General features: G+C 67.4%; 12 protein-coding genes. 6 read left to right on the top strand and 6 right to left on the bottom strand.

The genetic code is table 11. The annotated features are described in order from the left end of the window. Positions 1-13: 13 nt before the first annotated feature. Positions 14-847: a terpene synthase family protein gene (locus LFM09_RS02410; protein ID WP_414094544.1), complete on the bottom strand. Its 834-nt coding sequence runs from the start codon at positions 845-847 to the stop codon at positions 14-16. Positions 848-870: 23 nt separating this feature from the next. On the opposite strand from LFM09_RS02410, the gene LFM09_RS02405 reads away from it, so the two are divergent. Genes LFM09_RS02405 through LFM09_RS02385 form a run of 5 tightly spaced genes read left to right on the top strand, consistent with a single transcriptional unit; the run spans position 871 to position 7,503 of the window. Further along, on the top strand, positions 871-1,863 hold the full coding sequence (locus LFM09_RS02405) for a polyprenyl synthetase family protein (protein WP_414094543.1): 993 nt from the start codon (positions 871-873) through the stop codon (positions 1,861-1,863). Then, positions 1,860-2,816: a polyprenyl synthetase family protein gene (locus LFM09_RS02400; RefSeq protein WP_414094542.1), complete on the top strand. Its 957-nt coding sequence runs from the start codon at positions 1,860-1,862 to the stop codon at positions 2,814-2,816. The genes LFM09_RS02405 and LFM09_RS02400 overlap by 4 nt, the downstream gene beginning before the upstream one ends. A gap of 54 nt (positions 2,817-2,870) precedes the next feature. Next, the gene (locus tag LFM09_RS02395; protein WP_414094541.1) at positions 2,871-3,518 is read left to right on the top strand and encodes a quinone oxidoreductase family protein; all 648 of its coding nucleotides are present in this window, start codon (positions 2,871-2,873) and stop codon (positions 3,516-3,518) included. 33 nt (positions 3,519-3,551) lie between these two features. Further along, complete coding sequence (locus LFM09_RS02390; protein WP_414094540.1) at positions 3,552-5,690, top strand: molybdopterin oxidoreductase family protein; 2,139 nt, start codon at positions 3,552-3,554, stop codon at positions 5,688-5,690. 31 nt (positions 5,691-5,721) lie between these two features. Further along, positions 5,722-7,503, top strand: a complete 1,782-nt coding sequence (locus tag LFM09_RS02385) for an AMP-dependent synthetase/ligase (RefSeq protein WP_414094539.1) — start codon at positions 5,722-5,724, stop codon at positions 7,501-7,503. A gap of 227 nt (positions 7,504-7,730) precedes the next feature. Here LFM09_RS02385 and LFM09_RS02380 read toward each other — a convergent pair whose 3' ends face one another. Genes LFM09_RS02380 through LFM09_RS02360 form a run of 5 tightly spaced genes read right to left on the bottom strand, consistent with a single transcriptional unit; the run spans position 7,731 to position 12,733 of the window. Next, positions 7,731-8,714 (bottom strand): LacI family DNA-binding transcriptional regulator, encoded by a 984-nt coding sequence (locus LFM09_RS02380; RefSeq protein ID WP_414094538.1) that lies wholly within the window; start codon positions 8,712-8,714, stop codon positions 7,731-7,733. A 50-nt stretch (positions 8,715-8,764) separates the two neighbouring features. Continuing rightward, positions 8,765-9,589 (bottom strand): ABC transporter permease, encoded by an 825-nt coding sequence (locus LFM09_RS02375; RefSeq protein WP_414094537.1) that lies wholly within the window; start codon positions 9,587-9,589, stop codon positions 8,765-8,767. Beyond that, positions 9,586-10,476, bottom strand: coding sequence for an ABC transporter permease (locus LFM09_RS02370; RefSeq protein ID WP_414094536.1), 891 nt, complete (start codon positions 10,474-10,476; stop codon positions 9,586-9,588). Before LFM09_RS02370 ends, LFM09_RS02375 begins: the two co-directional genes overlap by 4 nt. Then, positions 10,473-11,543: an ABC transporter ATP-binding protein gene (locus LFM09_RS02365; protein ID WP_414094535.1), complete on the bottom strand. Its 1,071-nt coding sequence runs from the start codon at positions 11,541-11,543 to the stop codon at positions 10,473-10,475. The genes LFM09_RS02370 and LFM09_RS02365 overlap by 4 nt, the downstream gene beginning before the upstream one ends. Beyond that, positions 11,540-12,733, bottom strand: a complete 1,194-nt coding sequence (locus tag LFM09_RS02360; protein WP_414094534.1) for an ABC transporter substrate-binding protein — start codon at positions 12,731-12,733, stop codon at positions 11,540-11,542. The genes LFM09_RS02365 and LFM09_RS02360 overlap by 4 nt, the downstream gene beginning before the upstream one ends. Before the next feature lie 206 nt (positions 12,734-12,939). On the opposite strand from LFM09_RS02360, the gene LFM09_RS02355 reads away from it, so the two are divergent. Next, positions 12,940-15,015, top strand: a complete 2,076-nt coding sequence (locus LFM09_RS02355) for a PQQ-dependent sugar dehydrogenase (RefSeq protein WP_414094533.1) — start codon at positions 12,940-12,942, stop codon at positions 15,013-15,015. The last annotated feature ends 45 nt before the right edge of the window (positions 15,016-15,060 follow it).

Genomic DNA, 15,060 nt, shown 5'->3' with positions numbered 1-15,060 from the left:
TACCCACTCGGACTCACCCCGTATGCCGGTACCGGTCGGTTCCGTCGGTGTGCCAGCGGTTCGAGCCCGCCACCCACTCGCACACCGCTGTGGCGCAACGAAACGCCGGACCGTCCTCCGTCAACTCCCCGGCAGCCGCCTGCAAGGCCGCCGCGCGGTCGTGGATCAACCTCACCGTGGCGTCGACGGCGTCCGCGAGATCCAGCTCCGAGTGGTGGCGCAGCACGAGGACCATGTTGGTCATCAGTCCACCCGCCATTTCCTTCTCATATGAATGCAGGTCGTTGGTCCACGTCACGATGTCCGCTCCGGCGAGCACGATTTCCTGATAGACGCTCGATTGATACACCTCGGGCAAAAGTTCGGCCCCAAAACACACCTCCAGAACGTCGAAGACGACGAGCATGGCACCGGAATTGCGACGAAGTGTCACATAGTCGCCGAACGGGGGAGGTGAGCCGTCGTCACGTAATTCTATTTCCTTCGTCGCGGCGGCCAGCATGGCGGCGAAGTGGGTGTGGAAGCGGTCTCTCCATTGTGATGACGACAGGTTTCCCAGTCGCATGGAAATATCGGTGAGTGCGGCGATCAGTGGTGCGTCGGCGGCCAGGCCTGCCGCGCACTCGTAGTGGTCGTCGATCACGAACAGCCAGGTCAGCACGTCGGCCATCAGCTCGGCGCCCTCGACCGGAGCGCTCGGGCACGTCATCGCGGCGTAGGTGCCGAACTGGCGCGCGTGCTCCGAAAGTCCGAACCGGAGCGCCCACTCCTGCGCCGAATGCTCTATTCGTTTCATGTCGGAATGCTGTCGGCAGGGAAATTGCAACTCGATCTGGAAATCAGGCATAAGTAAAAGTTACACTCCCGATCGTGTCCTCACTCGATTTGCGCGCCGTGCGTCAGGACGTCGAGCAGGCGCTGAAGCGATTCATTCTCGACCGCAAGTACGACGTTGCAGGCATTCACGTCACCGCGCCGCTCAGGGCACTCCGCGCCTTTCTCGACGGACCCGGGAAACGCATCCGGCCGCTGTTCGCGAGAGCGGGCTGGCACACCGTTCGCGACGACCCCGACCCGCGGCTGCTCGACCTCGCGGTGGGGCTGGAGCTGTTCCACTCCTACGTCCTGATCCACGACGACGTGATCGACCGCTCGGACGTCCGCCGCGACCGCCCGACGTTGCACCGGCTCATCGCCCCGGACGACGACTGGGCGGCGGTCAGCACCGCGATCCTGCTCGGCGACCTCTGCGAGGCGTGGTCGGCGGAGCTCCTCGGCGGACTGGGCGCGGCGGCGTTGGAGCAGGTCCACCAGATGCGCGAGGACGTGCTGATCGGCCAGTTGCTCGACCTGTGCGGCGCCGCGGAGCCGTTCGAGGTGATCCACTACAAGACCACCCAGTACACCGTGCACCGGCCGTTGCGGATCGGCGCGGCGATGGCGGGCGCGGACGACGACGTGCTGGCCGCGTGCACCGCCTACGCCGAGCCGCTGGGGGAGGCCTTCCAGCTGCTCGACGACCTGGAGGACGTGATCCCGTCCCGGCACCCGCGGACCCGCGTGGGAGACCTGAGGGAGGGCAAGCCGACCGTGGTCCTCAAGCTCGCGATCGAGCTCGCCACGCCGTCCCAACGAGACCAGCTCATGCACCTGGTGGGAGACCGGCATCTCGACGACGACGGTCTGCGCACGGCCCAGAAGCTGATCGCGGAGACTGGTGCGGTGAGCGAAGTGCGGCAGATGATCGTGACCAGAAGGCGGCAGGCGCTCGACGTGCTGACCGACGCGCCGTTCCACGGCACCGGTGTGGAAGCCCTGAACGTGCTGACCGATCTCGCACTTCCGGGCGTGAGCACGTGGTGAAGCTCCTCGACGAAGCCCGCGAGGCCGTCCAGCCGCTTCTGAAGAGCCGCCTCGACACCCTGCCCACGACGTTGCGGCAGCGCGCCGCCCATCACTTCGCCGGCGGCGGCAAGGCTGTCCGGCCGGCCTTTGTGCTCGCGACCGCCCGCGCTCTCGACGCCGACCACGACACGGCGCTCACGGTCGCGACCGCTGTCGAGCTGGTGCACAACTTCACGTTGATCCACGATGACGTGCACGACCAGGACACGACTCGCCACGGCCGTGCGGCGTTGTGGACGGTCTACGGCACCTCGGAGGCGCTGCTCGTCGGCAACGCTGTGTGTGCGCTCGGCCTGGAGACACTCGACGGTCTGAAGGGCGTCGGACGGCTCGCGCGCTGCGTCACGGACCTGTGCGAAGGCCAGAGTCTGGACATCGCCTTCGAGCAACGCGCCGAGGTGAGCCTCGACGAGTGCCTGCGGATGTCCGCGGGCAAGACCGGCGTCCTGCTCGGCTGCGCGTGCGCCCTGACCGCGCTCAACGCCGGCGCGGACGACGAGGTCGTGAGGGCCTTCGACAGGTTCGGCGTCGAGCTCGGCATCGCCTTCCAGTTCGCCAACGACCTGCTCGGCATCTGGGGCGACGAGCAGGCGACCGGCAAGCCCACCGGCTCCGACCTGGCCCGCCTCAAGAAGACCCTGCCGATCATCCGCGCCCTGCAGTCGGGGACCGAGGCGGGCGCGCAGCTCGTCGAGCTCTACGCGCAGGGCGTCGAGCTCGACGAGGACCAGACTCGTCGCGCTCAGGCACTGGTGGCGAGGACCGGCGCCAGGGAGTGGGCGGAGGCCGAGATCCACCGCCGTGTCGACCTCGCGCTCTCGTTCGTCGAGAAGACCGGATCGCCGGAGCTGACTGCGCTCGCCAAGCTCGCATTCGTGTACTACAGCTCTCTGAGCAGCGCCGATTCTTAGTTGTCGTGGAAGCCGCACTACTGGCCGGCGCGCGCAGAACGTGAGATGGACTACATGCGCACAGCCGAGGCGGTCGACGAGATCCGGGTCGAGGACGGCGGGCGTCGCGTGGTGGTGGTCGCCGGGCGCCTCCACCTCCCGGTCTCCGCGGGTGTCACCGACGACCAGGCGCTGACGCTGGCCAGAGCCGGCACCACGGCCTGGCACCTCCTCCGCACGTGCGCGCACCTCAGGCCGGACGAGTCGATCGTCGTGCACGACGGCGCGAGCGAGGTCGGTGCGATCGCGGTCCAGCTGGCCCGGAGTTTCGCCGCCGGCCGGGTCATCGCGACCGACTCCAGCCAGGCCCGCCGCCGCAAGGCCTTGAAACTCGGCGCCGATGTGGCCATCGAGTCCGATCAGGACGACCTCGCCCAGCGTTTGGTACAGGCGAACGAGGGCAAACAGGTCGACGTGGTGCTCGATCCAGGCGGCACGCTCAAGGCCTCACTGGACGCCCTCGCACCGTTCGGCCGGATCGTCTGCTATGGCGCTGACCAGGACGAATCCATCAAGCTGACCGGTCTGCTCGGCGGCTCCAGGGCGGTCATCGGGTTCCGCTTCGAACACACCCTCGACCGGCCGGACATGATCGCGAGGGCTGTCAGTGAGCTGTTCGGGTTGACCTCGGCTGGGCGATTGCGCCCGGTGGCAGGCGACTAGTACCCGTTGGTAGGAAGCCGTATAAGGGGACGCATGAGGACCGTATTCACGACCTGCCCGCTCTGCGAGGCGACGTGCGGGCTGGAGCTGACGGTCGAGGGCGACCGCATCACGAAGGTGCGCGGCGACCGCGAGGACGACTTCAGCAAGGGGTTCATCTGCCCCAAGGGCGCCTCACTCGGCACGCTCGACGCCGACCCGGACCGTCTCAGCACCCCGCTGATCAAGCGCGACGGCGAGTTCCAGGAGGCGACCTGGGACGAGGCCTTCCGCCACATCGACGAACGCCTGAAGGACTTCCCGGACCGCAACTCGATCGCGATGTACCTGGGCAACCCGGTCGTGCACTCGCTGGCCGGCGGTCTCTACGCCGGACCGCTGCGCAAGGCGCTGGGCAGCCGCAACGTCTTCACCGCCAGCACGGTCGACCAGATGCCCAAGCACGTCCAGGTCGGCCACATGTACGGCAGCATCTTCTCGATCCCGGTGCCCGACATCGACCGCACCGACTTCATGCTGGTGCTGGGCGCGGACCCGTTCTCGTCCAACGGCAGCCTGTGGACGGTCCCGGACGCGCCGGGCCGGTTCAAGGACCTGCAGAAGCGCGGCGGGAAGTTCGTCGTCGTCGATCCACGCCGCAGTCGCACCGCCCAGGCCGCCGACCAGCACGTCGTGATCCGGCCGGGCACGGACGTGTTCTTCCTGCTGTCGTTGATCCACGAGCTGTTCGCGCAGGACCTGGTCGATCTGAAGGACCTCGCCGAGCACGTCACCGACCACACGGTGATCCGTTCGCACGTGGCCGCGTTCAGCCCCGAGGCCGTCTCCGAACGGACCGGGATCGCCGCCGAGATGATCCGTGCGCTGGCAGGACAGTTGGCAGAAGCCGAACGCGCTGCTGTGTACGGCCGCATCGGCACGACGACCGTGGAGTTCGGCACGGTCGCCTCGTGGGCGGTCGACACGCTCAACATCCTCACCGGCAACCTCGACCGCCCCGGCGGCGTGATGTGGCCGCTGCCCGCGCACAGCAAGCGCGGACCGGGCCGTGGCAAGGGTTTCGGCATCGGCCGCTGGCACAGCCGGGTGAAGGGTCACCCCGAGGTGATGGGGGAGTACCCGGCCGTCACGATGGTCGACGAGATCGAGACGCCCGGCGAGGGCCAGGTGCGGGCGCTGTTCACGATCGGCGGCAACCCCGCGCTGTCGTTGCCGAACTCGACGCGCGTGAACGACGCACTGTCCTCGTTGGACTTCATGGTCAGCGTTGATCCGTACCTGAACGAGACCACCCGGCACGCGGACGTCATCCTCCCGACGCCGCCGCCGTCGCGCCGCGATCACTACGACATCGCGTTCCTCAACAACTCGGTCCGCAACGTCGTGAAGTACTCGCGCGCGGCGATTCCGTTGGAGGAAGGCAGGGTCGACGAGACGGACATCTTCTTCCGGCTCGCCACGATCTTCAGCGGCCTGGGCCCGGCAGCCGATCTCGACGCCATCGCCGCGATGCAGCTCGCCGGTCTCAAGCAGCAGCTCGGCGTCGACTTCGAACCCGAGGGCGAGACGCGCGAGGAACGGTTGCTGGACCTGAAACTCCGCACCGGTCCGTACGGGGTTTCGTTGCAGCAGCTGCTCGACAACCCGCACGGCATCGACCTCGGCCCGCTCACCTCGCGCCTGCCGGAGATCCTGCGCACGACGTCCGGGCAGATCGAGCTGACCCCGCAGCCGATCGTGGACGACCTGCCGCGTGTGCTGACGGCGTTGGGAACCCCCGAGATCGACATGGTGCTCGTCGGCCGCAGGCACCTGCGCACCAACAACTCCTGGATGCACAACGTCCCCGCGCTGGTGAAGGGCAAGCCGTTGTGCACGCTGCTCGTGAACCCCGGTGACGCCACCAGGATCGGCCTCGTCGACGGCGCGACCGCCCAGGTCACCTCGCGCGTCGGCAAGATCGAGGTGCTGGTCGAGGTCACCGCCGACATCGCGCCCGGCGTCGTCTCGATGCCGCACGGCTGGGGCCACGACCAGCCCGGCACGCAGCTCACCGTCGCCAGTGAGCACGCCGGCGTGAACGTCAACCTCCTCACCGACGACCTCCGCATCGACCCGCTCTCGGGCACCGCCGTTCTCAACGGCACCCGCGTGCAGGTCGTGCCCGCGTAACTCCGTCCCCCCCGACGCCACAGGAGCCGCCATGACCGCCGGAGTCGCCAGCCCCAACGCGGTGCAAGCCGTCCGCCGGATAGCCGACCTGCCGTTCCTCGCGGAGCAGGCCTACGGCGACGCGGTGGCGTGGCGGTTCAAGCAGAACGGGGAGTGGCGCGAGCAGACCTACGCCGAGGTCTCCGAGCTGGTGCTGGACCTGGCGTCCGGCTTCGTCCACGCCGGACTGAAGGCGGGCGACCGGGTCTGCGTGCTCGCCAACACGCGTCCTGAGTGGACGGCGGTCGAGCTGGCCGTGCTCGCGGCGGGTGGCATCGTCGTGCCGATCTACCCGTCGAGCACGGCGGAGGAGATCGCGTGGGTGGTGGGCAACTCCGGTGCGTCGATCGTGGTGGCCGAGAACGAGGCCCAGTGCGTCAAAGTGGACGTTGTCCGCTCGGAACTCCCCGAGCTGCGAACGGTCTTCGCGATCGACCCCGCCGGTGACCGGCCGACCATCGCCGAGCTGCAGGACACCGGCCGCACGTCGCCGTTGGCCGCCGAGTTGGACACCCGTCGTGCGGCGATCAAGCCCGAGGACCCGAGTCTGATCATCTACACCTCGGGCACCACCGGGCCGCCCAAGGGCTGCATCCTGACCAACGCGAACTGGGTCGCGCTGTGCCGGGTCGCCGAGGAAGCCCGCATCGACGCGATGACCGGCACCGTCTACCTGTTCCTGCCGCTGGCGCACGTCTTCGCGCAGATCGTCATGTTCGGCACCATGTACCGCGGCGGCGCGCTGGCGTACTTCGGCGGTGACATGACGGCGATCGTGCCGGAGCTGGCGGAGGTCAAGCCGACCTTCTTGCCGTCCGTGCCGCGCATTTTCGAGAAGATCTACACGTTCGTCACGTCCGCGGTGCCGCCGGAGCAGCTGGGCCAGGCGGTGACCCTGGGCCTGGAGGTGCGGCGACGCCGTGCGGCCGGCGAGCCGGTGCCACCGGAGATGGCCGGGGCGTTCGAGCAGGTCGACGCGCTGTTCGCCAAGGTGCGGGCGGTGTTCGGCGGACAGCTCGTGCAGGCGTTGTCCGGTGCCGCGCCGATCTCACGCGAGGTGCTGCAGTTCTTCCACGCGGCGGGTGTGCCGGTGCTGGAGGGCTACGGCATGACCGAGTCCACGGCGGTCGGCACGATCAACACGTTGGATCGTTTCAAGCTCGGCTCGGTGGGCGCGTCCGGCGTGGCGGGCCTGGAGATGTCGCTGGGGGAGGACGGCGAGCTGCTCATGCGCGGCCCGCACGTCTTCGCCGGCTACTGGCGCAACGACGAGGCGACGGCCGCCACGATCCAGGACGGCTGGCTGCACACCGGCGACCTGGGCGAGATCGACGCGGACGGTTTCGTGACGATCACGGGCCGCAAGAAGGACATCATCATCACCGCGGGCGGCAAGAACATCGCGCCGGCGAACGTGGAGAACGTCCTGCGGCAGTCCCGGTGGATCTCGCACGCGGTCCTGTTCGGGGACCGCAAGCCCTACTGTGTGGCGCTGCTCACACTCGACGCCGATGAGATCGTTCCGTGGGCTGCCCAGCGTGGCTTGCCGTCCGACATCGAATCTTTGGTGGGTCACCCGGATGTGCGAGCCCTCGTGCAGGGAGTTGTCGACGAAGCGAACTCGCACTTCGCCAGTGTTTCCCAGGTGAAGAAGTTCGTGCTGCTCAGCCGTGATCTGTCCCAGGAGGAAGGTGAGCTCACCCCGACGTTGAAGGTCAAGCGCACCGTGGTGCACCGCCTTCACTCTGGGTTGTACGAAGGGCTCTACGAGTAACCCGTACGTACGAGAAATCCAAAAACAGGTACATCCACCCTGGCGGATTCGGCCCACTCAGGGCAGAGTGGAACACCAGCGGCGCTTGGCCCCCTCCCCCCTCGGGCCCAGCCGCTTCGCGGCCCCGGCTCATGGCGTACTCCCCCAGACGCCTTGCCGGGGCCGCCTTTTTGCCATGAGGGTGACCTTCATGAACCTGAGGTTCATGAAGGTCACCCTCATGGCAGTTATTTGCGGGGTGGGGTGGTGGTTCCGCGCACGATCAGTTGGGTTTCGGCCACGATCTGCGGCACCTCGGTGTTGTCGCTGTCCAGCCAGTCCAGCAAGAGGTTCACCGCTGTGCGCCCAGCCTGCGCCACCGGCATTGCCACCGTTGTCAACGCGGGCGAGCACAGCGCCGCGTACGTCAGGTCGTCGAACCCGGTCACCGACACGTCGCCAGGAACCGAGATTCCACGGTCCCTGAGCCGCGCCAGCACGCCCAGCGCCATGATGTCGTTGTAGGCGATGATCGCGGTCGTATCGGCCGCCACAGCGAGATCCGCGGCCTGCAGGCCACCCTCGTAGCGCGGCGCGAACGGTCCGAGATCCACCAGGTCCACGCCGTGCTGGGCAACCGCCGACATCAGACCGCGCCGACGCTCCTGGTTGGACCACGACGTGCGCGGCCCGTTCAGGTAAGCGATCCGCCGATGTCCCAAAGCGACAAGATGGTCGACGATCGCGTGCATTCCTCCCGCCGAGTCCATCAACGCCGCCGGCACACCGGGCAGCCGCCGGTTCAGCAGCACCAGCGACGTCGCGCCCGCCACCTCGTAGACCTGCGAGTCCTCCAGGCCCGGCGCACACAGCACCACCCCGTCGACCTGCTTGGCCATCGCGTGCACGAGCTTCGCCTCGGCCACCGGGTCCTCGTCGCTGTCCGCCACGAACACCGCGTAGTCCGCCTGCATCGCCCGCGCCTGCACGGCCTTGAGCACGCCCGTGAAGAACGGGTTGTCGAGGTCGGGCACGACGATGCCGATGTTGCCGGTCTTGCCGGTGATCAGCCCCCTGGCCGCGCGGTTGGGCTGGTAGCCCAGCTCCGTCGCGGCAGCCAGCACCCGTGATCTGGTCTCCGGGCGCACCAGCTCGGGGGATGTCAGCGCACGCGAAACGGTGGCGACCGATACGTGCGCCCTGCGAGCCACGTCGCGGATGGTGACTGCCACTGGTACCTCACCCTCAACTGCCGGTTGAAACAATCATGACGGGTCAGGCGCTAAGACGGTTCTTTGAGTCTCGTGACGAGCTGGGTCGGGTTCACGAACCTAAGCGCTATCACGAGCAGAAGCAGCATCGACCCCGTGTAGATCACCGCCATCGAGTCGACCATCTGCTGTGGCCGGATGCCGGCCGACGACATCGCCTCGTACAGCGACACGACCAGGGTCTGACTGGTCGGGCCCGCGGTGAGGAACGTCAGCTCGAACATGCCGACAGTACGTACCAGCACCAGGATCGACGCCGCCAGAATGCCTGGTACGAGCAACGGCGCCAGCACCCGCGTGAAGATCGCGAACGTGTTCGCGCCGCACATCCGGGCCGCCGACTCGATCTTCGTGTCGATCTGCTCGATGAACGGCGTCATCGTCAGCACGACGAACGGCACGGCCGGCACGAGGTTCGCCGCGATCACGCCGAACATGCTGCCCGCCAGCTGGAACTTGTACAGCACGGTGGCGAGCGGGATGCCGTACGTCATCGGCGGCATCAGGATCGGCAGCAGGAACAGCACGTTGAGCAACTTCTTGCCGGGGAAGTTGCGGCGTGCCAGTGCGTAGGCCGTAGGAACTCCGATTAGGACGGAGATGACGACGACCGCGATCGCGACCTGGAACGTCACGACCAGCACGTCCAGCAGCCGGTAGTCACGCCACGCCTCGCCGTACCACTTGCCCGTGTAGCCGTTGGGCAGCCAGGTGCCGAACCAGGACTCGGCGAACGAGTTCGTGACGACCGCGCCGACGATGCCGACGAGGTTCAGCATGAAAAACGCCAGAGCGCCCCACGTCAGCCATACAACTGGGCGAGCAGTGAGCCTCATCCCTTGCCTCCTGTCGCGCCGCGGTAGAGCGTCGTGCGCCAGATCAGCACCACGCCGATCACGATCAGCATCACCAGCGCCATCAGCATCGCGATCGCCGAACCCATCGCGAAGTCGTTGTCCCGCAACGCCGTCTCGTACGCGGCGATCGACATCACGTGCGTCTCACCGGCCGGGTTGCCGACCATGACCGCACTGGGGAACACCGAGAACGCGAGCACGAACGACAGGCAGAACGTGACCGCGAGACCGGGGGCAAGCAGCGGCATGGTGATCGTGCGGAACCGCTGCCGTTTCGAGGCGCCGAGAGTCGCCGCCGCCTGTTCCAGCGTCGGGTCGATGCCGGAGAGGTACGACAGCGTCAGCAGGAACGCGAACGGGAACCCGGTGATGATCAGGCTGAACAGCACACCCCAGTAGTTGTGGGTGAGCTTGGCCGGCTCGTCCGCGCCGAGTGCCATCCAGATGCGGTTGAACCAGCCCGTCGGCCCGAAGAACGCGAGCAGGCCCTCCGCGGTCAGCACGGTGCCGAGCGTGATCGGGATGACCAGCAGCGTGGTGAGCGCTCTCTTGCCGCGGAACCTCCCGCGCATCCGGAACGCGATCGGGATGGACGCCAGCACGTTGAACAGCGCCGCCGGCAGGCCGAGCCGCAGCGTGATCCAGATGGTCTCGGCCAGGTACTCGTCGGAGAAGAAGGTGATGTAGTTCTGGAACGGGCTGCCGCCGCCCTTGGGCTGGAACGACAGCTGCAGCCCGTACAGGAACGGGTAGACGAACAGCAGCACCACGAACACCGCGCCGGGCACCAGCAGCCAGAGGACGCGGTCGACGCCCTTCTCGGCGAGCCGGTGCTTGATCGACGCTCTTTCGAGAGTGGCCGTCATGAGAACACCAGCACGCGTTCCGTCGGCACCTTCAACCTGATGGTGTCGCCAGGGGCCAACCGCGAGTTGGTGCGGACGTGCAGCTGCGAACCGTCCCGCAGCCGAGCTTCCACGGCCTGCTCACGGCCGTGGTATTCGACGATCTCCACCACCGCTTCGAGCGTGTTCCCGCCGGACTCGTTCACCACCGTGAAGTCCTCGGGCCGCACCGCCGCCACGGCTTGAGACCCGAGTTCTTCCCGTTTGACGCCAACGAGTTCGACGCCGTCCTCGGTCCGGACGGTCGTGTGTTCGCCGTCCTGTGACGTCACGGTCACCGCGATCATGTTGCGGTAGCCCATGAACCCGGCCACGTACCGGTTGACCGGGTGCGCGTAGACCTCCTCCGGTGAGCCGACCTGCTGCACCTCGCCCAGCCGCAGAACCACGAGACGGTCGGCGAGGGCCAGCGCCTCCTCCTGGTCGTGCGTCACGTAAACGGTCGTGAGGCCGAGCGACTGGTGCAGCCTGCGGATCTCCGTGCGCATTTCGAGCCGCAGTGCCGCGTCCAGGTTGGACAGCGGCTCGTCCATCAGAACCAGTGGTGGCTCAAGGACGATCGCGCGCGCGATCGCCACCCGTTGCTGCTGGCCGCCACTCAGTTGCGCGGGGAACTTGTGCTGGTGCTCCTCGAGCTGGACGAGCCGGATCGCCTCGTCGACGCGGCGGTTCAGCTCGGCCTTGGGCGTCTTGCGCATGGACAGGCCGAACCCGATGTTGCGCCGCACCGACATGTGCGGGAACAGCGCGTAGTTCTGGAACACCATGCCGAACCCGCGCTTCTCCGGCGGCAGGTCGTCGATCCGCTTGCCGTCCAACGTGATCCGCCCGCCGGTGAGCGGCAGAAGACCCGCCAGGCAGTTCAGCGCCGTTGACTTCCCGCAGCCCGACGGCCCGAGCAGGGCGACGAACTCGCCGCCCTTGATCGTCAGGTCCATGCCCCTGAGGGCAACGGTGTCCCCGAACGCCCGCTGCACGTGGTCCAGGTGCAGCTCGGCAAACCGTTGCCCGGAGATGTGAGGGCTCATTTCTTGCCGATCTCCCTGTCCCAGCGCTGGAACGCCTTCACCTGCTGCGCGGCCGGCAGCGAGGTCTCCTTGGGGTTGTCGGCGATCAGCTTGTCGTACTCCGCGCGCCCGAACTTCGCGATGGCGTCCTGCGACTCCTGCGGCGCCATCTGCAGCGTGACGTCCTTGACCGCCGGGCCGGGGTAGAAGTAGCCCTTGTCGAACGCCTTGGCCTGCTGCTTGGGCTCCAGCATGAACTTGATCAGCGCCAGGTTCGCCGACAGCACGTCACCGGACACGCCCTTCGGCACCACCGCGTAGTGCGCGTCGGTCACCCAGTGGAAGCCCTTGAACGTGGAGATCTTCATGCCCGCCGGAACGGAACCGAGCACGCGCGGGTTGATGTCCCAGCCGGTGGTGGAGGCGACCATCCAAGACGTGCCGTTCGCGAGGTTCTTCATGACGTCGGTCGTGCCGCCGGGGTAGTTGTCGACGTACTGACCGAGGTCCTTGAGGTAGGCCCAGGTCTTCTCCCAGCCCTTCTCCGGGTCCATGGGGTCGGAGTCGCCGAGCAGGTACGGCAGTCCCATGAGGAACGTCCGGCCGGGACCGGAGTTCGCGGGCCGCGCGTACTGGAACTTGCCGGGGTTGGCCTTCGCCCACGCGAGCAGTTCCTCAGGAGACGTCGGAGGGGTGGGCACCTTGGCCGGGTCGTACTCCAGCAGCGGGCCCGCGGGGTAGTAGGTGACCGCGACGCCCTGGCCCTGCGCGAGCTTCTGCATCTCCCACGCGGGCGGGAGGTAGGTCTTCTCGAGGTCGGGCAGCTTCGCCGAATATCCGGGGAGCAGTTCGTAGACCAGTTTTTGCTCGATGACCGACGACAATCCATCGGTACCGGTCAGCACGAGGTGGGTCTGGGAGGTGCCGGAGTTCTGCTCGGCCTTGAGCTTGCCCGGCATGTCCGGCGCGGTCGCCTTGGTGTAGTTGACCTTGCTGACGAAGTCGGGGTTGGCCTTGACGAACTCGTCGATCATGCCCTGGGTGAGCTGCAGGTTGCCGGCCACGTCGAGCACGTTGAGCTCGACCGGTTTCGACGGCTTGTCCGGGACTGTCGTGGGTGCGTTCTGCGCCTGCGGGGCCTCCGGCGCTCCACACGCCGTGACGATCAACAGGGTGGGGATGACGAGCTGTAACTTCCTTGTCCAGCGCATCTCGTGGCTCCCTAACTGACTCTGGACCTGGCGCTCGAAAACGTTTACGGTTTTTCTGTAACGGTCGAATGCCTACACCTGATCTCCACGGCGAGTCAACAGCTCAGCCCGAGTCAGAGCAGGTACTCCTCCGATGACTGGCCCGCCGCCCGGTCGAACGCAATGCCGCCGCACAACCCATCCCCCGACGAAAGTGGGAGGCTCCTGTGGCACCCCGTTCACGGCGGTTGCCGGTTTCCAGAACCGGCATCCTGGCCACTGCGTTCGCAGTGGCGGTGACCTCGCTCGTTTCCGCCGCACCCGCGGCAGTTGCAGCTGATGTCCTGCTGTCCCAAGGCAAGCCCACGACCGAGTCGGCGTCCGGCGGCGCGAACTACGCGCCGAAGAACGCCGTCGACGGCAACTCGGCCACGCGCTGGGCCAGCAAGTCGAACACCGATCCGGCCTGGATCCGCGTCGACCTCGGCGCGTCCGCGAACATCAGCCGGGTCCGGCTGCAGTGGGACCTCTCGTGCGCCAAGGCGTACCGGGTCGAGACCTCTGAGAACGACTCGGCCTGGACGTCGATCTACACCACCGCGGACGGCAAGGGCGGTGTCGAGGACCTGACTGTCACCGGGCGGGGCCGTTATGTCCGCGTCTACGGCACCACGCGCTGCCGCACCGGCACGTCCTACGGCTACTCCCTGCAGGAGTTCCAGGTCTTCGGCAACACCGGCGTCGTCGATCCCGAGCCGCCGACGCCGCCGTCGGACCTCGTCGCCTCGGAGATCAAGCACGACTCGGCGAAGCTGACGTGGAAGGCCGCGACGGACAACGTCGCCGTCACCGCGTACGACATCTACAACCTCGGCCAGTTCCAGAAGACGGTGCCCGGCAACACGCTCAGCACCGTGATGACCGGCCTGAAGCCGAACGTCAACTACGGCTTCTACGTCAACGCGCGTGACGCGGCGGGCAACGTCTCGCAGGCGTCCAACACCGCGGAGTTCAAGACGCCGCCGGCGCAGGACGACCCGATCCCGCCGACCGCGCCGAAGAACCTGCGTTCACCGTCGCAGACCGCGAACAGCGTCACGCTGAACTGGGACCCGGCGACCGACAACATCGGCGTGACCCGGTACGAGGTCTACAGCGGTGGCGTCAAGGTCGGTGACTCGACCACGACGTCGGCGACCATCGGCGGGCTGAAGGCGAACACCGAGTACAAGTTCACCGTCAAGGCCTTCGACGCCGTCGGGAACGCCTCGCCCGCGTCGAACGAGATCACCGCGCGCACCAAGGGCGGTGGCGACCAGGTCGGTGCCGTCACGCAGATCGCGACCGACAACGACGTGCCGTGGGGCCTCGCGTTCCTGCCCAACGGTGACGGCATCTACTCGCGTCGCGACGCGCAGGACATCGTGAAGATCACGCCGTCCGGTCAGAAGACTTCGCTGGGCAAGGTTCCGGGCGTCTCCGGCACCAACGGCGAAGGCGGACTGCTCGGCATCGAGCTCTCGCCGACGTTCGCGGCGGACGGCCTGATCTACGTCTACCACACGTCCTCTTCGGACAACCGGATCGTGCGTGCCAAGATCGAGGGCAACTCGCTGGTCAACTGGCAGACCCTGCTCACCGGCATCCCGCGCAACAAGTTCCACAACGGCGGCCGCCTGCGCTTCGGTGCCGACGGCAAGCTCTACGCGGGCACCGGCGACGGTCAGAACAAGCCCCTCGCCCAGAACAAGCAGTCGTTCGGCGGCAAGGTGCTGCGCCTGAACCCGGACGGCACCGCGCCGTCGGACAACCCGTTCTTCAGCGAGGGCGGCAACGCCCGCTACGTCTGGACTCTCGGCCACCGCAACGTCCAGGGCCTCGCCGTGGACTCACAGGGCCGCATGTGGCAGGCCGAGCTCGGTGACGGCAGCCAGGACGAGGTCAACCTGCTGCAGAAGGGCGGCAACTACGGCTGGCCCAGCTGCGAGGGCACCGGCGGTTCGTGCGGTGGCTTCATCGCGCCGAAGAAGACCTTCTCGGTGAGCTCCGCCTCGCCGTCGGGTCTCGCGATCGTGAACGACGTGCTGTTCCTCGCCGCCCTGCGCGGCGAACGCCTGTACCGCATGCAGATCAACGGCTCGTCGATCGGCGCCACCACGTCCCACTTCCAGGGCACCTACGGCCGTCTGCGGACGCCCGAACCCGCCCCGGACGGCTCGCTGTGGGTCACCACGTCCAACGGTGACAAGGACTCCACCGCGGGCAACAGCAACACCAGGTTGCTGAAGGTGGCGCTGAACTAGGTTTCGGCTCGGTGCGGTCCGACATGCGGCGGCGCTAGGCCGGGC

Source organism: Lentzea alba (assembly GCF_047445655.1).
GTDB classification, from domain to species: domain Bacteria; phylum Actinomycetota; class Actinomycetes; order Mycobacteriales; family Pseudonocardiaceae; genus Lentzea; species Lentzea alba_A.
This window is presented reverse-complemented; position numbering and strand designations above follow the sequence as displayed.

What these genes read in the sequence shown, in the direction of transcription:
- LFM09_RS02365 (WP_414094535.1), bottom strand. Translation starts at nt 11,543, where the DNA reads ATGAGCCCTCACATCTCCGGGCAACGGTTTGCCGAGCTGCACCTGGAC.
- LFM09_RS02360 (WP_414094534.1), bottom strand. Translation starts at nt 12,733, where the DNA reads ATGCGCTGGACAAGGAAGTTACAGCTCGTCATCCCCACCCTGTTGATC.
- LFM09_RS02385 (WP_414094539.1), top strand. Translation starts at nt 5,722, where the DNA reads ATGACCGCCGGAGTCGCCAGCCCCAACGCGGTGCAAGCCGTCCGCCGG.
- LFM09_RS02370 (WP_414094536.1), bottom strand. Translation starts at nt 10,476, where the DNA reads ATGACGGCCACTCTCGAAAGAGCGTCGATCAAGCACCGGCTCGCCGAG.
- LFM09_RS02395 (WP_414094541.1), top strand. Translation starts at nt 2,871, where the DNA reads ATGCGCACAGCCGAGGCGGTCGACGAGATCCGGGTCGAGGACGGCGGG.
- LFM09_RS02390 (WP_414094540.1), top strand. Translation starts at nt 3,552, where the DNA reads ATGAGGACCGTATTCACGACCTGCCCGCTCTGCGAGGCGACGTGCGGG.
- LFM09_RS02410 (WP_414094544.1), bottom strand. Translation starts at nt 847, where the DNA reads ATGCCTGATTTCCAGATCGAGTTGCAATTTCCCTGCCGACAGCATTCC.
- LFM09_RS02375 (WP_414094537.1), bottom strand. Translation starts at nt 9,589, where the DNA reads ATGAGGCTCACTGCTCGCCCAGTTGTATGGCTGACGTGGGGCGCTCTG.